Raw genomic sequence first — 18,976 nt, 5'->3', positions numbered from 1 at the left:
GCCCGCCACGAGGACGAGATGGCTCAGGCCCGCGAGATCCGGGTCGCCGTCCTCGGAGCGGCGCGCCAGGGCCAGCGCCACCTTGGCGCCCATGCTGTGCCCGGCCAGCGCGAAGCGGCGCGGGCGCGCCGCCCGGATCGCGGCGGCGACGTGGTCGGCCATGGCGGCGACGTCGTAGCCCGTCGTCCCCGCCGCCGCGCCGAAGCCCGGGAGGTCGAGGGCGAGGCAGCCCACCGTGCCGGCGAGCCGGCGGGCGACCGGCTCCCAGGTCCGGGCGGAGCCGCCGAGGAAATGCAGCGCGACGAGAAGATCAGGAGAATTGTCGGATCGGGGCATAGCGCCGAGATTGCGCGCGGCTAACCTGGATCAAGCGCGGCGGATGAAATGCCGCGCTCCGCCGTAGCCCGGCGTATGACGGCGCGGCGCGATCCCGGCATACCGCGGCCGAAGCCCCGCCCGGAGATTGCCGGTGACCGACGCCGACGCCGACGCCAAGCCGCTCGTCCTGCTGACGAACCCGATCCATCCGGAGGCGGTGGCCCGTCTGGAGCCGCATGCCCGTGTCGTGACCGCGCCGGACACGGGCGCCGACACCCTGCGGCGCCTCGCTCAGGGGGCCTCCGGCATGATCGTGCGGGCGCAGCTGCCCGACGACATCCTCGACCACGCGCCCGGCCTGCGGGGCATCGTCCGGCACGGCGTCGGGCTCGATTTCGTGCCGCTGGCGACGGCGACCGCCCGCGGACTACCCGTGGCGAACCTGCCCGGCAGCAACACGCGGGCGGTGGCCGAGTACGCCTTCGCGGCCCTGCTCGACCTGCGCCGCCGCCTCGCCCACCTCGACCGGACGCTGCGCCGGGACGGCTGGCTCGCCGCCAAGACGCTGGCGAGCGACCTGCCGGAGATCGGCGGCACCACGCTCGGCGTGCTGGGGCTGGGCGAGATCGGCCGGGCGGTGGCGGGGATCGGCCGGCACGGCTTCGGCATGCGGGTGCTCGGCGCCGCGCGCACGCCGCGCAACCTCGACGGCCTCGTCGAGTCGGTGCCGGTCGAGCGGCTCTTCGCGGAGAGCGACGCGGTGGTGATCGCCTGTCCGCTGACCCCCGAGACCCGGGGGCTCGTGGGCGCCGCGCTGATCGGCCGGATGCGGCCCGGGGCGGTGCTGATCAACGTCGCCCGCGGCCCCATCGTGGAGGCCGAGGCGCTGGCCGACGCGCTGGAGGCGGGCCGGATCGGCGGCGCGGCGCTCGACGTCTTCGCCGAGCAGCCCCTGCCGGAGGACCACCGGCTGCGCGGCTGCCCGAACCTGCTCCTCACCCCGCACGTCGCCGGCACCACCGCCACCAGCCTGCGCACGATGGGGCTGGGCGCGGCCGAGGCGATGCTCGCGATCCTGCGCGGCGAGCGGCCGGCGACGGTGGTGAATCCGGAGGGTATGGCTGAGAAGGGCGGTGCTTCTCAGCCGAGCGCCGCGGCGATCGCCCCCTCCAGCGCCTCGGGCTTGGTCTGCGGCGCGTAGCGATCGATCACCCGGCCCTCGCCGTCGCAGAGGAACTTGGTGAAGTTCCACTTGATCGCGCCCGTGCCGAGCAGGCCCGGCCGCTCGCGCTTGAGGTGGACGAAGAGCGGGTCTGCCTCCGGCCCGTTCACCTGGACCTTGGCCAGCACCGGGAAGGTCACGTCGTAGCCGAGCGTGCAGAACTGCGCGATCTCGGCCGCGTCGCCCGGCTCCTGCGCGCCGAACTGGTTGCACGGGAAGGCCAGCACCGCGAGCCCCTGGTCCCGGTGGCGCCGCCAGAGCGCCTCGAGCCCGGCATACTGCCCGGTGAAGCCGCATTTCGAGGCGGTGTTCACGATGAGCACGGGCCGCCCGCGATACTGCGCGAGCGGGTGCGGGCTGCCGTCCGCGGCGCGCGGCGAGAAGGCGTGGATCGTCGTCATGGGCGGTCCGGAAGAGGCGCCCCCGAGCGGGGCGCCCCGTTCCCTAGGCCGTCGCGCGGCGCTCGACCAGACGGGCGAGGTAGGCGCTGCCGATCGGGATGATCGTGTCGTCGAAGTCGTAGCTCGCGTTGTGCAGGCCCGGGCCCGGGTTCGAGCCGAGCCAGGCGTAGGCGGCCGGCACCTTGAGCGCCATGTCGGCGAAGTCCTCGCTGCCCATGCGGGGCGGGGCGCTGGTGTTGACCTGGGCCTCGCCGAACAGCTCGGCGGCGATCTCGGCCGCGGCCTGCGTCTGCGCGGGGGCGTTCTCCAGAACCGAGAACACGTCCTGGATCTCGACCGTGATCTCGGCCCCGTAGGCCGCCGCGAAGCCCGCCGCCAACTCCCGGATGCGGCGGGAGGCCAGCGCCCTGAGTTCCCGGTCGAAGGTCCGGATGGTGCCGGCCATGTCGGCGCTCTCGGGCACGACGTTGTAGGCCGAGCCGGCGTTGAGCCGGGTGATCGAGACGACGATCGACTTCAGCGGGTCGGCGTTGCGCGAGACGATCGACTGCATCGCCTGGGCGAGGCCCGTGATGATCACGATCGGGTCGATGCCCTTGTGGGGCTGCGCCGCGTGGATGCCGCGGCCCTGCACGCGGATGTCGAAGAAGTCGGCTGCCGCCATGATCGGGCCGGGGCGCAGGCCGATGGCGCCGTGCGGGCCGCTCGGCTGGTTGTGCAGGCCGTAGATCTCGTCGCAGGGGAATTTCTCGAACAGGCCGTCGGCCAGCATGGCGCGGGCCCCGCCCCGTCCCTCTTCCGCCGGCTGGAACACGAAGACCGCGGTCCCGTCGAAGTCGCGGGTCTCGGCGAGGTAGCGCGCCGCGCCCACCAGCATGGTGGTGTGGCCGTCGTGGCCGCAGGCGTGCATCTTGCCGGGGTAGGTCGAGCGGTAGGGGAGATTGGTCTCCTCCTCGATCGGCAGGGCGTCCATGTCGGCGCGAAGCCCGATGCGCCGGCCGCCGCCGCTCCGGCCTTTCAGCACGCCGACCACGCCGGTGCCGCCGATGCCCCGGTGCACCTCGATCCCGTAGCCCTCCAGCAGGTCCGCCACGATCCCGGAGGTCCGCACCTCCTCGAAGCCGAGTTCGGGATGGGCGTGGAGGTCGCGCCGCAGCGCGGTCAACGCGTCGGCGTAGGTCTTGATGCGATCGATCGGGCTCATCTGCGGCTCAGGTCTCGCGCTTGAACGGGGTCAGGCTGTCGAATTCCCCCACGAGAGCATTCACGTGGGCGCGCTCCCTTCGCAAGTAGTCGGCCACGGCTTTACGCAACCCTGGGTCGGCAATGTCGTGGGCCGAGCGCATCAGGACGGGGCGGTAGCCGCGGGCGAGCTTGTGCTCGCCCTGCGCGCCGGCCTCGACCCGCTTCAGCCCGCGCGCGATCGCGAAGTCGATCGCCTGGTAGTAGCAGACCTCGAAATGCAGGAAGGGGTGGTCCTCGATGCAGCCCCAGTTGCGCCCGTAGAGCGCGACGTCGCCGACGAGGTTGATCGCCCCCGCGATGTAGCGGCCGCCGCGCCGGGCCATGATCAGCAGCACCCGCTCGGCCATCCGCTCGGAGAGCAGCGAGAAGAAGCGGCGGTTGAGATAGGGCCGGCCCCATTTGCGGGCCCCGGTGTCCGTGTAGAAGGCGAAGAACGCGTCCCAGTGCGCCTCGGTGATCTCGGAGCCCGTGAGGCGCTCCACCGTGATGCCCTGGCTCAGCGCGTCGCGCCGCTCGCGCCGGATGCTCTTGCGCTTGCGCGAGGCCAGCGCCTCCAGGAAGCCGTCGAAGCTCGCGTAGCCCGCGTTCAGCCAGTGGAACTGCTGGTCGGTGCGCTTGAGGAAGCCCGCCGCCCCGGCCCGCTCCCACTCGGCCTCCTGCATGAAGGTGACGTGGATCGAGGAGGCCCCCGCCTGGTCCCGCAGGGCCCGCAGGCCCGCGATCAGCCCGGCCGTGGCCACGTCCGGGTCGGCACCGGGCGCGATCAGGAAGCGCGGCCCGGTGACGGGGGAGAAGGGCACGCTCGCCTGGAGCTTCGGATAATAGGCGCCGCCCGCCCGCTCGTAGGCGTCGGCCCAGCCGTGGTCGAACACGTACTCGCCCTGGCTGTGGCTCTTCAGATAGCAGGGCGCGACGCCGAGAAGGTCCCCGTCCCGCTCCAGGCTGATGTGCAGCGGCAGCCAGCCGGTCTTGCGGGAGACGCAACCGGAATCCTCCAGCGCCGACAGGAAGGCGTGGGAGACGAAGGGGTTGTGGGTCTCGTCGCCGCCCCGGAGCGTCTCGGCAGAGGTGGCGCAGGCGTCCCAGGCCTCGGCGCCGATCTCCTTCAGGCCGGCGAGCGCGCGCACCTGCAAGGCGGGGGCGGACTCGCGGGGCGCGCCGGGTGTCTCCATGGGCGCAGATCTAGACCCGAATGCCGGAGGGGCCAAGCGGTCCGGGCACGGGCAGGCCGTAGGGAGGGCGGGCGCGGGGTCGCAGGCCGGCGGCGGGCGACCGCCGCCGGGCGGCGCGCCGGCCTATCTCGGGCGAGCCCCGAGGAGGATCGGGCACGGGTGCCCCGGTCGGGACGGGAGAGCGGGCACGGTGCCCAAGCAGCCTCGCTCCACGATGGAGGGCGCGCCACGCGATCGCCCTGCCGGCAGAGGCGGGAGGGAAAGACCGTGCCGCCGTTCGAACGCCATCGCCCCGGGGAACGGACGATTCCCCGGGGCGACGCGGTGTGCTGGGCTCAGCGGGCCGCGGGGGCCGTGCCGGCCGGCGGCATCGCGGTTCCGGTGCCCGCCGGCGCCCCCGGGGCGACCGTGCCGGTCGCGCCCGGCACGTCGCGGCCCGGCATGCCCTTCTCGGCGTTGCTCTTCACGCTGCCCGGATTGTTCAGGTTCTTCTCCGCGCTGTCGGCCGGGGTGCCGACCGTGGTGGCGGGCGCCGGGGCCGCCTGCGCGAAGGCCGCACCGGTCAGGGCGAGGGTGGCCGCGAGGGCGAGAGCAGTCGAGCGCATTGATGTCTCCTTATCCAGGTCGGATCTTCTGTGTTGGCCGACTCGCCAACCGACTTGAACTCGGAAAGGTTCGGCCCGAGCGGGCATAAATTTCGCCGCAATGCAATTGAACCCGGCGTCGCGGGCCTCCGAGACGCTCCGGTCCGTCCGAGCCGGCCGGCGCATCCCCGCCCGCGGCGCCGGGCCGACGCGCTCGCGGGTGCCGGCCCGGCTCCAGCCTGTCGTCTCGACGCACCCTCCTGGGCCAAACCGGTGTCCGCGTCGGCCGAGGGCGTCGCGGGTCCGGCTCAGCGGGGCGTTCCGGCGCCGGCCCTCGCCACCAGCGCGGCGACCGGGTCGGCCGGGCCGCCCTCCCCCGTCAGGCCGGCGACGACGCCCGCGCGGTCGGCCTCCGAGCGGTTCTGGCTCATCTTCCACTTGCCGGCGATGCGCGTGATCGCGACCTCGACCCCGACGATCCCGCGGATCTGCGCCTCGGTGAAGGCCTCCGGCGCGTCCGAGACCGCCCATGGCTCCGGCCGGGCGGCCTCGCGGGCCGCGGTCAGGTCCTCGATCTGGCGGCGCAGCCAGCCCGCGTCCTCGACGACGCGGGGGCGGCCCCAGACCTGGACGGTCGCGTAGTTCCAGGTCGGCACCACCCGGCCGGTCTCGCGCTTGGTGGCGTACCAGGAGGGCGTGACGTAGGCCTGCGGACCCTGGAACACGCAGAGGCATTCCTCAACCGCGGCGAGGTCCCGCCATTGCGGGTTGGGCCGGGCGAGATGCGCGCGCAGCGTCCCGTGCGCCTGCGTCCCGGCGGGCGCCGCGTCGAGCAGGAACGGGATCGGGTTCGCCAGGAGGCCGCCGGGGCCGGCGCTGACGAGCAGGCCGAGCGGGTGGGCGCGGACCAGGGCGGCCAAAGCCGCCGGGTCGTCCTCGCGAAAGTGCGGCGGCTCGTACACGAATCCTCTCCGGCATCGGGGCGCCGGAGAGGATGGACCGAAAGCGCGGGCGCCGGAAGGCCCTCAGGCCGGCGGCGTGAGGATCAGCTTGCCGACGAAGGGCGCGTTCTGCTTCGTGGTTCCGGTGCAGGCGTAGTCGTGCTCGCCCGCCGGCATGGTGCGCAGGCGGAGCGTCCCCTTCCCGTTCTGCTTGACGAGGTAGCCCTTCTCGCTCGCCACGTGGACGAGGTCGCCGTCGGCGTGCAGCACCCGGGCGTTCTCGAACTGGCCGGGCGCGGTGATCGTCACCGGCGTCCCGGCGGAGCTGACCACGCGGATCTCCACGTTGGTGTCGGCCGGCAGGCGCAGCTCGGCCGGCGCGCAGACCGGCTTGCCGTCCTGCTCGCTGATGGTGATCTCGACCGGCGGCATCACGTCGGTCGCGGGCTTGGGCAGCGGCTTCGATTGCTCGGCCGCGGCCGGCACGGCCAGCGCCAGGGCGGCGGTCAGGCCGCCCGCCACCAGGGCGCCGGCAAGGGGTCCGGTCAGCCGGGGGGTGAATCGCATCGCGTCCGCTCCGTCTCGCATCCGTCGGGGTGAGGGAAAGCCGTGCAGACAGTCCGGACGGGCGGGGTCTGGTTCCGGCGCGCGACGCGCCGCCGCGCCCGGGCCGGCCGGCCGCGCGACTTCTTCGGCCGCCCGGCCGATCCGATCGCCGCCTCGTGCGTTGGCGAGCCGGACCCGCCCCGCGTCCGGCTTCGCCGGGCGTGCGCCGCGTCCGGCCTGGCCGGGCGTGCTATGACGCGACGACGCGCGCGGGGCGCGAATCGACGGAGACGGCCGCCCCGCGGCGGCCCCGAGGAGACGGAAAGACACTGCATGAGCGCGCCGCGCGAGGTCGAGCTGAAACTGGAATGCGTCGGGCCGGACCTGTCGGCGCTGGCGCGGCACCCGCTGCTGCAGGGCACGCCCGAGCCCCAGCTCATCGTCTCCACCTATTTCGACACCGCCGACCAGGACCTGCGCGCGGCGGGGCTGACGCTCCGCGTCCGGCGCAAGGGCGAGCGCTTCGTGCAGACCGTGAAGGCCGGCGAGGGCGGCGTCGGCCTGTTCGACCGGGCCGAGTGGGAGGTCGCGGTCGCGGGCGAGACGCCGGACCGGGAGGCCTTCGCCGACACGCCGGTCCGCGCCGTGCTGGAGGCGGCCAGGAAACCCGCCCTCGTGCCCCTGTTCAGCACCGTGGTGATGCGCGCCGAGCACCCGATCGAGTACGGCGCCTCCCGCATCCTGGCGACCCTCGACGCGGGCCGGGTCGAGACGCCGGCCAGCGGCGACACGACGCTGAGCGAGCTGGAGCTGGAACTCGAATCGGGCTCGGCCGGCGACCTCTTCGCCCTCGCCCAGGCCCTCGCCGAGACGGTGCCGCTGCGGCTCGGCGCGCGCAGCAAGAGCGAGCGCGGCTACGCGCTCCTCGACGGCCGCTCGCTTCGCCCGAGGAAGGCCGAGCCGGTCGCGATCCCCGAGGAGGCGCGCGCGGCCGACGCCTTCCGGCTGGTCGCGCTGGCCTGCCTGCGGCAGCTGCGCCTCAACGAGGAGGTGTTCCTCGCGGCCCGGCCCGCCGAGGCCCTGCACCAGATGCGGGTGGCGCTGCGTCGCCTGCGCTCGGCCTTCTCGCTGTTCAAGCCGATCCTCGAGGGCGACCCGCGCGCGGCCGCGCTGAACGAGGAGATCAAGCGCGTCACCGCGCCCTTCGGGGAGGCGCGCAACCTCGACGTGTTCCTCGCCACCACCCTGCCGGCCGAGATCGAGCGGCGGCCGGACGAGCCCGGCCTCGCGGCTCTGCGCGAGCGGCTGGAGGCCGAGCACGCCCGCGCCTACGCCGCGGTGACGGCGACCCTCGACGCGCCGGAATGGCGCGCGCTCCTCATCGACCTCGTCGCCTGGATCGAGACCGGGCCCTGGCGCGAGGCGCCGGGCGCGGATGAGCCGGCCCCCGACTTCGCCGCCCGGGTGCTCGAGCGCTTCCGCCGCCGGGTGAAGCGGCGCGGCCGCCATCTCGACCGGCTCGACCCGGAGGAGCGCCACCGGGTCCGCATCGCCGCCAAGAAGCTGCGCTACGGGGCGGAGTTCTTCGCCGGCCTCTACGGATCGAAGAAGGCGCGCAAGCGCCACAAGGTCTTCGGCGACGCGCTCTCCGACCTGCAGGACCATCTGGGCGCGCTCAACGACCTCGCCACGGCCCACACGGTGATGGCCGGCCTCGCCGTGCCCGGGGATGGCGCCGCCGGACCGGTCGATGGGGCGGTCGCGTTCGCGGCGGGCCTGACCGCCGCCGACAAGGAGGCGGAGGCCGGCACGCTCCTCGAGAAGGCGGCGGAGGCCCACGACGACCTCGTCGACGTGAAACCCTTCTGGCGCTGACGCGCTTTCTGGCGTTGACGCGCTTCCTGGCTCTGACGGGCCGGCCCGAAACTTGCCGCGCGGGCCCGACGGGGCCGGGAGAGACGGCATGAGCCACGCCTACAGCTTCGGCATCGAGGAGGAGTTCTTCCTGGCCGACGCCCGCACGCGCGGCAGCCCCGGCCCGCGGGTGCGCGATTTCCACGCGGCCGTTGAGGCCGGCGTCCCGAACGCCGAGCGCGAGATGCTGGAGAGCCAGATCGAGATCTGCTCGCCGCCCTCGGAGAGCTTCCCGGAGGCGGCCGAGCGGCTGCGGACCGCGCGGGCGGCGCTCGCGGCGATCGGGCGCCGGCACGGCGTCCTGGTCTTCGCGGCCGGCACGCACCCGACCGCCCTGTGGCGGCACCTGCGCGCGACGGATGCGGAGCGCTACGACGGCATCCTGGGCGACCTGCGCATGGTCGGGCGGCGCAGCGTGGTCTGCGGCACGCATGTCCACGTCGCGGTGGCCGACCCGGAGGCCCGCGTGGGCCTCGCCAACCGGCTGCTACCCTTCGCGCCGCTGCTCCTCGCGCTCTCGGCCGGCTCGCCCTTCTGGCAGGGCCGTCCGACCGGGCTGATGGGCTACCGCCTCAGGGTCTACGCCGAGCTGCCGCGCACGGGGCTGCCGGACCTGTTCGACGACGCGGAGGACTACGCGCGCTACGTCCGGATCATGACCCGGACCGGGGCGATCGCGGATGCGAGCTTCCTCTGGTGGATCCTGCGGGTCTCGCCGAAATACCCGACGCTGGAGCTGCGCATCGCCGATTCCTGCCCGCACCTGCCGGACGCGCTCGTGATCGCGGCCCTGTTCCGCTGCCTCGTGCGCCGGGTCGAGCGCGATCCCGGCCTCAATGCCCGGCTCACGGGGGCGTCGCGCGGCTTCATCACCGAGAATCTCTGGCGGGCGGAGCGGGACGGGGTGCGGGCCGAGCTGATCGACGAGGCCGCGGAGCGCGCCGTGCCGGTCTCTGAGGCGGTGGAGAGCCTGCTGGCGCTGATCGCCGAGGACGCGGCGGCGCTCGGCTGCGCCGGGATCTGCGCCGACGCGCGCCGGATCGCGGCCGCGGGGACGAGCGCCGACCGCCAGCTCCGCATCTTCGAGGCCGCCCGGTCGGCGGGGCTGGGACGGCGCGCGGCGCTCTCGGCGGTCGTCGACGCGCTCGCCCGGGAGACGGAGGGCGCGGCGGATCGGGAGGCTTGAGGCCCGGGATCCCGGGCGGCGGGCCGTCCCCTTCGGAGGGGGGCGTCGGGGACGGCCCGTCGGCCGTGTCGAGGATCGCGACGCGGCCCGTGCACTCTCGGGCCTGCGCGTTTCCGGCATGTGTCCGGCGGGACCGATGCGTGTCCGGCGCGCGCCGGCCTGCGGCTTTTCCGGCTCCGGCGCGTTATCCGGGCCCGGCCGTTCCAAGCCCCCGAGCATCCGAGACCCATGCTGCCGTTCGCCGACCTCCTCGATCGCCTCTCCCGCACCGTGACGGCCTATGCGGGCGACAGGGACCTGATGCTGGCCGGGGTCTCGGCCGCCGCCAACGTGATGGTGGCCGACGGCGAGGTGGCGGGCTCGGAGTTCGAGACCGCGCTCGCCGGCCTGCGGGCGAACCCGGTGCTGGAGAAGGGCTATGACGGCCTGATGCTGGAGGCGGAACTCTACGACGGCATCGCCCGGGCCCGCACCCGTGCGGGCCGCGCCGAGAACCTGCGCAACGTCGCACGGATCGCCGAGCGCCCGTCGGAGCAGCGCGAGAGCGTGTTCCTGATCGCCGCCGACGTCGCCGACCACGACGGCATCGCGCCCGTCGAGGCGACGGCCCTGGGCGAGATCGCCACCGGGCTGGCGCTCGATCCGGCGGCGCTGCTGCGCGCCTCGCCGGTCCGGCGCCCGCCCGCGGCGTAGGTCGGCTGCGGCGTAGGTCGCCCGCGGCCCGCCCCTCCGGGCGGGCCGCACGACGGGTTTCAGGCGCCGAGGCCGCCGACGCAGACGTACTTGGTGTTCAGGTAGTCCTCGATGCCCTGGTGGCCGCCCTCGCGGCCGACACCGGACTCCTTCACGCCGCCGAAGGGCGCCACCTCGGTGGTGATGATGCCCTCGTTGACGCCGACCATGCCGTATTCCAGCGCCTCCGAGACCCGGAACACGCGGCCGAGGTCGCGCGTGTAGAAGTAGCAGGCCAGCCCGAACTCCGTGTCGTTGGCCATCGCGATCGCCTCCGCCTCGTCGCGGAAGCGGAAGAGCGGCGCCAGCGGACCGAAGGTCTCCTCCTTGGCCACGTCCATGCCCGGCACCACGTCGATCAGCACGGTCGGCTCGAAGAACGAGCCGCCGAGCGCGTGGCGGCGGCCCCCCGCGATCACCCGGGCGCCCTTGGCGGTGGCGTCGCGGATATGCGCCTCGACCTTCTCGACCGCGGCGTGGTCGATGAGCGGGCCCTGCACCACGCCCTCCTCCGCGCCGTTGCCGACCTTCAGCGCCTTGGCCGCCGCCGCCATCTTCTCCGCGAAGGCGTCGTAGACGCCGTCCTGCACCAGAACCCGGTTGGTGCAGACGCAGGTCTGGCCCGAGTTGCGATACTTGGCCAGCATCGCGCCCTCGACCGCCCGGTCGAGGTCGGCGTCGTCGAAGACGATGAAGGGCGCGTTGCCGCCAAGCTCCATCGAGACCTTCTTCACCGTGCCGGCGGCCTGGCTCATCAGGATCTTGCCGACCTCCGTCGAGCCCGTGAAGGTGATCTTCTTCACCAGCGGGTTGCCGGTGAGTTCGCCGCCGATCGCCCGGGCCGAGCCGGTGAGGATCGAGACGAGGCCCGCCGGGATGCCGGCCCGCTCGCAGAGCAGGCCCCAGACCAGCCCCGAGAGCGGGGTCTGGGTGGCGGGCTTGATCACGATGGGGCAGCCGGCGGCGAGCGCGGGTGCCAGCTTGCGGGCGATCATCGACGAGGGGAAGTTCCAGGGCGTGATCGCCCCCACCACGCCGACCGGCTCCTTGGTGACGAGGATGCGCCGGTTCTGCCAGGGCGAGGGGATGACCTCGCCGTAGACGCGCCGCGCTTCTTCCGCGAACCACGTGACGTAGCCCGCCGACATGGTGACCTCGGCCCGCGCCTCGGCGAGCGACTTGCCCTGCTCGGCGGTGAGGATGCGGGCCAGATCCTCCTGGTTCTCGGTGATCAGCGCCGCGAGCGTCTTCAGCAGCGTGGCGCGCTCGGCGGCGGTCTTGGCGCGCCAGGCCGGATAGGCCGCGTGCGCCGCTTGAATCGCCCGGCGCGTCTCCTCGACGCCGGCATTCGGCACCCGGGCCAGCAGGGCGCCGGTGGCGGGGTTCGTCACCTCGATCGACCCGGAGCCGCTCTTCGACCATTCACCGCCGATCAGGCAGGCATCGACGAGCAGGCTCGGGTCCTTCAGGGACAGGGTCTCGGTCTCAGGCATTCTGTTGTTCCTTGGGCGGCTGCGGCTTGGCGGGCCGCGCCTTGATGGACACGCTTTGGGCTGTGTTCCTCGCCTGTGCCTCTGCTTTTGTCTCGAACACGTGGGGCGCCAGATCGCGACTTGCCAGCGAGGCGCCGAGCTTCAGTCGCATGAAGGCGCTCGTCGTGTAACGCGCCGCGGTCGCGTAGTATCGGTTCTCCAGATACGCGATCGTGGAGAAGTAGGCATCGCTGATCGTCGGGTCGCACTCGAACCCGTCGTAGTTCGCCACGAGATGGACCTTGCGGCCGATCTCCTGGCAGGCCCGCTCGAACTCGCGGCGCACCAGCTCGACGTCGTCGATCGTGCGGACCTGGAAGCCTTCGAGGTTCGAGAACAGGATGTTGCGCTCCGGATCGTAGCTGATCCGCTCTGCAAGAGAGAGGCCGAGCAGCCAGGGCTCCAGCCCCATCACCGCCTCCCGGAACAGGCGCGGGTCCATCGAGCGCGGGTTCTGGACGATCGGCGAGAAGCCCATCTGGGCGAGGATGTCCCGCTCGATGTCGATCCCGGGCGCCACCTCGACGAGTTCCATGCCGGCGCGCGTGCGCCGAAAGACGCAGCGCTCCGTGACGTAGAGCACCGGCTGCCCGCGCTCGGCCGCGAAGGCGCCCGAGAACGTCACCTGCTCCACTGCCGCGATGAACTTGCGCGAGCGCCCCTCCTGCAGGATGCGCAGGGCCCCGTCCTCGATCGCGACCTCCAGCCCGCCCGCCGTGAAGGTGCCGGCGAAGACGAGGCTCTTGGCGTTCTGCGAGATGTTGATGAAGCCGCCCGCTCCCGCGAGGCGCTTGCCGAAGCGGCTGACGTTGACGTTGCCTTGGCTGTCGCACTGGGCGAGGCCCAGGCAGGCGAGGTCGAGCCCGCCGCCGTCGTAGAAGTCGAACTGCTGGTTCTGGTGCAGCACGGCGGCCGGATTCAGCGCCGCGCCGAAATCGAGCCCGCCCTGCGGCAGGCCGCCGATCACGCCGGGCTCGGCGGTCAGCGTCAGGTACTTCAGCACCCGCTCCTCGGCGGCGACCGCGGCGACGCCCTCCGGCATGCCGATGCCGAGGTTGACCACGCCGCCCGGCGGCAGCTCGAAGGCGCAGCGCCGGGCGATGACCTTGCGCTCGTCGAGTCCGATCGGCGCGATCCGGTCGAGCGGCACCCGCTGGCGGCCCGTGAAGGCGTGGTTGTAGGCGGTGCCGTAGGTCTGGCGGTGGTTCTCGGGCTGGCTCAGCACCACGCAATCGACCAGCACGCCCGGGATCTGCACCTCGCGCGGGTTGAGGGAGCCGGTCTCGGCCAGCCGCTCCACCTGCGCGATCACGAAGCCGCCGGAATTCTTGGCCGCCATCGCGGCCGCGAGGTTGTCGAGCGTCAGCGCCTCGCGCTCCATGGTGATGTTGCCGGCCGGGTCCGCGGTCGTGCCGCGGATCAGCGCGACGTGGATCGGGAAGGCCCGGTAGTGCAGCCAGGGCTCGCCGCCGAGCTCGACCACGCTGACGAGGTCCTCGGTCGTCTTCGCGTTGAGCCGGCCGCCCTCAAGGCGCGGGTCCACGAAGGTGTTGAGCCCGACCTTGGTGATGTGGCCGGGCGTGTGCGCGGCGATCTCGCGGTAGAGGTGCGAGACCACGCCGAGCGGCAGGTTGTAGGCCTCGATCTCGCCCTCGACCGCCATGGCGCCGAGCTTCGGCACCAGCGACCAGTGCCCACCGACGACGCGCCGCACGAGGCCCGGCAGGGCCAGCCGGTTGAGCCCCCGCTCCTTGCCGTCGCCGGGGGCGGCGGCGAACATCAGGCCGAGATCGCGCGGGGCGCCGGTCGCCTCGAAGCGGCGGGCGAGCGCCAGGATCAGCTCGTCCGGCGTGCCGATGCCGACGAAGCCCGACACCGCCACCATGTCGCCGTCGTGGATGATCGCCGCCGCCTCGTCGGCGCTGACGATCTTGTTCTTCAGGCTGCCCATCGCGTTGCCCCCCCTGCCCCGTCAGCCCCGCGCGCTCAGCCAGTCGGCGATGCCGGAACCCAGGAGCGCCTGCGCCTTGCCGCCGACGAAGACGCCGACATGGCCGCCGGGCAGGCCCAGTTCCGTGTAGTCCTCGGTGCCGATCTTGCCCTGGAGCGCCCGGGAGGTAGCCGGCGGGATGATGTGATCGTCCTTGGCGAAGACGTTGAGCACCGGGCAGGTGATCTGGCTGAGCTTCACGGGGCGGCCCGACAGCTCGAAGCGGCTCTCGACCAGCTTGTTCTCCTGGTAGAGGTCCTTCAGCCACTGCTTGGCCGCCTCGCCCGGATGGTCCGGCCGGTCGGCGATCCACTTCTCCATGCGCAGGAAGTTCAGGAACTTCTTCTTGTCGGCGAGCGCGTCGAGCAGGTCGAGGTTGTACTTCGTCAGGGTCCGCATCGGCGTCATCATCGAGAAGACCGAGCCCATCAGGGCGCCGGGCAGCGAGCCCTGCGTCTCGATCAGCCGGTCGATGTCCTCGGGCCGCAGCGAGCGCGCCCAGATGTTGATGAAGCCGTGGCCCGGGCGGTTGTCGACTTGGTCGGCGTGGAAGTCGATCGGCGTGATGGTGAGCACCATCGCGTTGACCTGATCGGGGTTGAGCGCGGCGTAGCAGGTGGTGAACACGCCGCCCTCGCAGATGCCGAGCAGGTTGACCTTCTCGCGCTCCGTGCGCTCCTGGATCACGTTCACGCACTCGGCGAGGTAGCCGTCCACGTAGTCGTCGATGGTGACGAAGCGCTCGGCCCGGCCCGGATTGCCCCAGTCGACCACCCAGAGGTCGAGCCCGAGATTCAGGAGGTTGCGCACCAGCGAGCGGTCCTCCTGCAGGTCCGCCATCGTGTAGCGGCCGATCAGCCCGTAGACGATCAGCACCGGGGGCAGGCCCTTGGACTCGGCGAGCGGCCGGTAGCGGTAGAGCGAGACCTTGTCCTGGGTCCAGACGAGGTCCTTCGGCGTGGTGGCGATCTGCACGTCGGCGTCGCGGATCTCGCCGAAGAGCCGGGCGCCCTCGGCGATGCGGCGCCCGAGCGCGGAGGCCTCCGCCACGGCGTCGGCGGGCGTGATGGTGGGGCGGTTGCTGCTCACGCTGAGGCCTCCTTCCGGCCGGCACGCCGCGGGCGCTTCAGCGCGCGCAGCTCCCGGCGCAGTTCGGTGACGGTCTTGTGCAGGTCGTCGAGTTCCGAGCGCGTCGGGTAGCCGAACATCCGGCTGTAGAACTCGGCGAGATCGCCTTGGGCGAGGCGCAGCTCGGTCGCCGCCGTCAGCGAGTCCCGCTGGCTCGCCAGGAAGGCGTCCGAGCGCTGCGTCTCGATCAGGACGTCGTTGGCGGTCTCGATCCAGAGCGCCATCAGGTCGCGGGCGGATTCGAGCGGCTTGCCGGCCTCGGCCCTGGCGTTCACCGCCTGCGAGAAGGCGCCGGTCGCCCGCGTCCAGGCCTCCAGCATCAGGGTGTTGTGCTCGAGGTTGCGCCGCCGCAGCGCCGTCCAGGCCGCGGTGAGCGCGGCGAACTTGCGCTCGACCTGGAACAGGTCGGCGAATTGCGGCCCCTCGGCCATCCGGCTCAGCGCCGCGTCCACCTCGCTCGTGGCCGAGAGCCAGCCGCGCGGGTCGAACACCTTGGCCAGCACCTCGGCGGCGACCGGGTCGTGCCCGTCCTTGGCCGCCAGCGAGCCGGTGAAGCTCGTGGCGACCGCCTGCGCGTCGGCCCAGGCGCGGGCGTAGGCGGCCTGCGCCTTCTGCGCCGCGTCCGCGTCCGCCGCCGGGGCGGGGCCGGCCGCGAGGGCGCCCATCATGTTGGCCTGGGCCTCGGCGAAGGAGCGGGCGCCCCGACCCCACAGCTCCGCCATCGCCTTCACGCTCTCGAAGGGATCCATCGACGCCGCCTCCCTGTCCCGTACCCTCGCGCCGCCGGGCGTCCGGGCCCGGCGGGACCCGACCGCCTCAGGCGGCCCGCTGCGCCGTGCCGTCGAGCGCCTCGGCGTAGATCGCGTAGGCGTCCTGATGGGTGACCTCGCGGGGGTTGTTCACGAGGAGCCGGGTCTGCTTCATCGCGTCGGTGGCCAGCCGCTCCAGATCGTCGGACGTCACGCCGACTTCGGCCAGCGAGGCCGGCACCTTGCAGTCCCGGCAGATCGCCGCGAGGCCGTCCACGAAGCGGGCCGCGGCCTGGTCCTCGGGCAGGTTCGCCGCCTCCGGGTCGAGGACGGCCGCGAGCTCGGCGTAGAGCCCCTGCGCGTGGCCGAGGTTGAACCGCATCACGCCCATCAGCACCAGGGCGTTCGAGAGCCCGTGCGGCACGTGGAAGATCGCCCCGATCGGGTAGGCCAGCGCGTGCACCGCCGCGACCGGCGCGTTGGCGAAGGCCATGCCGGCGAGCATCGAGCCGAGCAGCATCCCTGAGCGCGCCGCGAGGTTCTTCGGCTCGGAGCAGGCGGTGCGGATGTTGGCCGACAGGAGCGCCAGCGCCTGCTTGGCGAGCTGGTCCGAGATCGGGTTCTTCTTGTTCTTGCTGGTGAAGGCCTCGATGGCGTGCACCATCGCGTCGATGCCGGTCGCGGCGGTGACGTGGGCGGGCAGGCCAAGCGTCAGCTCGGGGTCGAGCACGGCCCAGTCGGGCAGGAGCTTGTGGGAGACCACGCCCTTCTTCTCGGTGGTCGGCGTGGTGACGATCGAGATCGGCGTCACCTCCGAGCCGGTGCCGGCGGTGGTGGGCACGAGGATCAGCGGCAGGCGCTCGCCGAGCGCCAAGCCGACGCCGTAGATGTCGTCGAGCCGCTCGTCGGACCTGGCGAGGTAGGCCACGAGCTTGGCCGTATCGAGGGCCGAGCCGCCGCCGATCGAGAGCACGAGGTCGGTGCCGGCCTCGCGGGCCTTCGCGACCGCGCTCTCGATGACGCTGGCCGGCGGGTCGGCCTTCACGTCGTCGAACACGTCGATCTCGACGCCGGCCTCGGCCAGGGCCTTCTCGGCCGGGGCGGTGAGGCCGACGTCGCGCACGCCCTTGTCGGTGACGAGCAGGACGCGCTTGGCCTTCAGCCCGGCCACGATCTCCGGAAGCTTCTTCGAGGCGCCGGGCTCGAACAGCACGTTCGGCGTGGTCTGGAAGGTGAAGGGCTTCATGGCGGCGCTATCCGTTCTCGGGTTCGACGTCGGGCCTCCGCGCGGGCGGCGCCGCGCGGAGGGAGAGGGCCTCAGGCGTTCGCGTCGGGCTGCGACGGCTTCACCTTCTCGCGCAGCTCCTTCACGAGGACGCGCGTGTTCTCCGAGTAGTCGATCGGCACCGCCACGAGGTGGACGCCGCCGGCCTGGAAGGCCCGCTCCAGCGTCGGCCCCAGATCCTCGACCGCGCCGACCCGGTGGCCGGTGGCGCCGTAGGACTCGGCGTACTTCACGAAGTCGGGGTTCTTGAAGGTCATGCCGTAGTCCGGGAACTCGTCGACCGCCTGCTTCCAGCGGATCATGCCGTAGGCCGAGTCGTCCAGGATCAGCACCACGAGGTTGAGGCCGAGGCGCACCGCGGTCTCCATCTCCTGGCTGTTCATCATGAAGCCGCCGTCGCCGCAGACCGCCATCACGCGGCGCTTCGGGTAGAGCAGCGCCGCCATCATGGCCGAGGGCAGGCCCGCGCCCATGGTGGCGAGCGCGTTATCGAGCAGCAGCGTGTTGGCCACGTAGGTGCGGTAGTTACGGGCGAACCAGATCTTGTACATCCCGTTGTCGAGGCAGACGATTCCGTCCTCGGGGATGACCTTTCGCACGTCGCGCACCAGCCGCTGCGGGGTGACGGGGAAGCGGTCCTCGTCGGCCCGGTCCGCGATGCGGGAGAGGATGTGCTCGCGCAGCGGCAGGAGCGCGCCCGCGTTCGGGAGCCGGTCCTCGAGCCGGTCGGCCAGCAGCTTCAGCGTGGGGCCGAGATCGCCCACCACCTCGGCGTCGGGGTAGTAGACCTGCTCGACGTTGGCCGGGGTGTAGCTGATGTGCAGCACCTTCTGGTCGGGCTGGCCCATGAAGAAGGGCGGCTTCTCGACCGTGTCGTGGCCGATGGCGATGATGAGGTCGGCGGCGTCGATGGCCTCGTGCACGTAGTCGCGCTCGGAGAGCGCGGCGGTGCCCATGTAGAGGCGCGTGCCGTGCGCGACCGTGCCCTTGCCCATCTGCGTGGTGAAGAAGGGGATGCCGGTGCGCTGCACGAAGCCGCCGAGGTCGCTCGTGGAGCGCGGGCGGGAGGCGGCCGCGCCCAGCATCACCAGCGGGCGCTTGGCCGCCAGGATCATCTCGGCGGCGCGCTCGATCGCCTTCGGGTGGGCTACGGGAATGTCGATCGGGTGCGAGGGCACCGTGTAGGACTCGGCCTCCTCGGCGGCGATGTCCTCGGGCAGTTCCAGCAGCACCGGGCCGGGGCGCTCCTCCATGGCGACCCGGAAGGCGTCGCGCACGATGGTGGGGATCGAGGAGGCGGAGACGATCTGGCGGGCCATCTTGGTGATCGGCTTCATCGAGGCGATCACGTCGACGATCTGGAAGCGGGCCTGGCGCGAGGACAGGATGCCCTTCTGGCCGGTGATGATGATCATCGGCATGGCGCCGAGATGCGCGTAGGCCGCGCCCGTGGAGAAGTTGAGCGCGCCCGGGCCGAGGGTGGCGAGGCACACGCCCGGCTTGCCGGTGAGCCGCCCGTAGGTGGCCGCCATGAAGGCCGCGGCCTGCTCGTGGCGCGTGAGGACCAGCTCGATCTTCGAGGTGCGGAGCGACTCGACGATGTCGAGGTTCTCCTCGCCCGGGATGCCGAAGACGCGATCGACGCCCTCGTTCTCAAGCGCTCGCACCAGCAGGTCGGATCCCTTCGGCATCCTCTCGGTCCCTCTCGTCTCGCCGCGCCGGCCGGATCCGGCCGCGCGGTCCCTGTGTCGGATAGCCGGGGTTTCCTGCAAGCTGGTGCGACGGACAACCAGTTCAGCCGGCTCGAACCGGGCGCGAGTATAGGATTCGAAGCGGATGAAAGCGGTTCCGCGCCGCCTTCATGCGAGAGGCAGTATTCATGCCGCGCCGGTCCGCGCGGCGGGCGGCGCCGCCCCGCGCGGGGCGCGGATGCCCCCGCGGGGCGCGGATGCCCGCGCCTGCCCGGGTGCCGCGGCCGTCAGCGTCCGTAGATGTCCTCGACGCGGATGATGTCGTCCTCGCCGGTATAGG

17 protein-coding genes are annotated in these 18,976 nt (G+C 72.6%); 4 read left to right on the top strand and 13 right to left on the bottom strand.

Features of this window, described 5'->3' with window-relative positions; genetic code table 11:
• A partial coding sequence (locus tag AX737_RS30255; RefSeq protein ID WP_156454057.1) for an alpha/beta fold hydrolase occupies window positions 1-336 on the bottom strand: 336 nt, incomplete at its 3' end.
• A gap of 133 nt (window positions 337-469) precedes the next feature.
• Between AX737_RS30255 and AX737_RS30250 the strand changes: the two genes are divergently transcribed.
• Window positions 470-1,519: an NAD(P)-dependent oxidoreductase gene (locus AX737_RS30250; RefSeq protein WP_082773382.1), complete on the top strand. Its 1,050-nt coding sequence runs from the start codon at window positions 470-472 to the stop codon at window positions 1,517-1,519.
• On the opposite strand, the gene AX737_RS30245 is transcribed toward AX737_RS30250, so the two are convergent.
• From AX737_RS30245 to AX737_RS30220, 6 genes are all read right to left on the bottom strand, one after another.
• Window positions 1,459-1,941: a glutathione peroxidase gene (locus AX737_RS30245; RefSeq protein WP_066927745.1), complete on the bottom strand. Its 483-nt coding sequence runs from the start codon at window positions 1,939-1,941 to the stop codon at window positions 1,459-1,461. The genes AX737_RS30250 and AX737_RS30245 overlap by 61 nt on opposite strands.
• A 43-nt stretch (window positions 1,942-1,984) precedes the next feature.
• Window positions 1,985-3,145, bottom strand: coding sequence for a M20 aminoacylase family protein (locus AX737_RS30240; protein ID WP_066927743.1), 1,161 nt, complete (start codon window positions 3,143-3,145; stop codon window positions 1,985-1,987).
• A gap of 7 nt (window positions 3,146-3,152) precedes the next feature.
• Window positions 3,153-4,358, bottom strand: a complete 1,206-nt coding sequence (locus AX737_RS30235; protein WP_066927741.1) for a GNAT family N-acetyltransferase — start codon at window positions 4,356-4,358, stop codon at window positions 3,153-3,155.
• Window positions 4,359-4,693: 335 nt separating this feature from the next.
• A complete protein-coding gene (locus AX737_RS30230; protein WP_156454056.1) occupies window positions 4,694-4,963 on the bottom strand; it encodes a hypothetical protein in 270 nt (89 codons plus the stop codon).
• A gap of 287 nt (window positions 4,964-5,250) precedes the next feature.
• Window positions 5,251-5,904 carry an FMN-binding negative transcriptional regulator gene (locus AX737_RS30225; RefSeq protein ID WP_066927739.1) on the bottom strand — a complete coding sequence of 218 codons (654 nt, stop codon included), beginning with the start codon at window positions 5,902-5,904 and terminating at the stop codon, window positions 5,251-5,253.
• A 63-nt stretch (window positions 5,905-5,967) separates the two neighbouring features.
• Window positions 5,968-6,450, bottom strand: coding sequence for a cupredoxin domain-containing protein (locus AX737_RS30220; protein WP_238232061.1), 483 nt, complete (start codon window positions 6,448-6,450; stop codon window positions 5,968-5,970).
• A gap of 312 nt (window positions 6,451-6,762) precedes the next feature.
• Between AX737_RS30220 and AX737_RS30215 the strand changes: the two genes are divergently transcribed.
• The 3 genes from AX737_RS30215 (at window position 6,763) to AX737_RS30205 (ending at window position 10,222) form a co-directional block, all read left to right on the top strand.
• On the top strand, window positions 6,763-8,304 hold the full coding sequence (locus tag AX737_RS30215) for a CYTH and CHAD domain-containing protein (RefSeq protein ID WP_066927737.1): 1,542 nt from the start codon (window positions 6,763-6,765) through the stop codon (window positions 8,302-8,304).
• Window positions 8,305-8,392: 88 nt separating this feature from the next.
• A complete protein-coding gene (locus AX737_RS30210) occupies window positions 8,393-9,529 on the top strand; it encodes a carboxylate-amine ligase (RefSeq protein ID WP_066927735.1) in 1,137 nt (378 codons plus the stop codon).
• Window positions 9,530-9,757: 228 nt separating this feature from the next.
• Window positions 9,758-10,222 carry a tellurite resistance TerB family protein gene (locus AX737_RS30205; RefSeq protein ID WP_066927733.1) on the top strand — a complete coding sequence of 155 codons (465 nt, stop codon included), beginning with the start codon at window positions 9,758-9,760 and terminating at the stop codon, window positions 10,220-10,222.
• A gap of 59 nt (window positions 10,223-10,281) precedes the next feature.
• Here the strand turns inward: AX737_RS30205 and AX737_RS30200 are convergent, their stop codons facing one another.
• From AX737_RS30200 to AX737_RS30175, 6 genes are all read right to left on the bottom strand, one after another.
• Entirely contained in the window at window positions 10,282-11,754 is a 1,473-nt protein-coding gene (locus AX737_RS30200; protein ID WP_066927731.1) for an NAD-dependent succinate-semialdehyde dehydrogenase, read from the bottom strand.
• Window positions 11,747-13,744 carry an acyl CoA:acetate/3-ketoacid CoA transferase gene (locus AX737_RS30195; protein WP_066927729.1) on the bottom strand — a complete coding sequence of 666 codons (1,998 nt, stop codon included), beginning with the start codon at window positions 13,742-13,744 and terminating at the stop codon, window positions 11,747-11,749. Before AX737_RS30195 ends, AX737_RS30200 begins: the two co-directional genes overlap by 8 nt.
• 21 nt (window positions 13,745-13,765) lie before the next feature.
• Window positions 13,766-14,872 carry a class III poly(R)-hydroxyalkanoic acid synthase subunit PhaC gene (phaC, locus tag AX737_RS30190; RefSeq protein ID WP_082773381.1) on the bottom strand — a complete coding sequence of 369 codons (1,107 nt, stop codon included), beginning with the start codon at window positions 14,870-14,872 and terminating at the stop codon, window positions 13,766-13,768.
• Window positions 14,869-15,660, bottom strand: coding sequence for a poly(R)-hydroxyalkanoic acid synthase subunit PhaE (locus tag AX737_RS30185; RefSeq protein WP_066927727.1), 792 nt, complete (start codon window positions 15,658-15,660; stop codon window positions 14,869-14,871). Before AX737_RS30185 ends, phaC begins: the two co-directional genes overlap by 4 nt.
• A 67-nt stretch (window positions 15,661-15,727) precedes the next feature.
• Window positions 15,728-16,906 (bottom strand): iron-containing alcohol dehydrogenase, encoded by a 1,179-nt coding sequence (locus AX737_RS30180; protein ID WP_066927724.1) that lies wholly within the window; start codon window positions 16,904-16,906, stop codon window positions 15,728-15,730.
• A 71-nt stretch (window positions 16,907-16,977) separates the two neighbouring features.
• Entirely contained in the window at window positions 16,978-18,636 is a 1,659-nt protein-coding gene (locus tag AX737_RS30175; RefSeq protein WP_066927722.1) for an acetolactate synthase large subunit, read from the bottom strand.
• Between the last annotated feature and the right edge of the window lie 340 nt (window positions 18,637-18,976).

It is taken from the genome of Methylobacterium sp. CCH5-D2, from assembly GCF_001556475.1.
GTDB lineage: Bacteria > Pseudomonadota > Alphaproteobacteria > Rhizobiales > Beijerinckiaceae > Methylobacterium > Methylobacterium hispanicum.
This window is presented reverse-complemented; position numbering and strand designations above follow the sequence as displayed.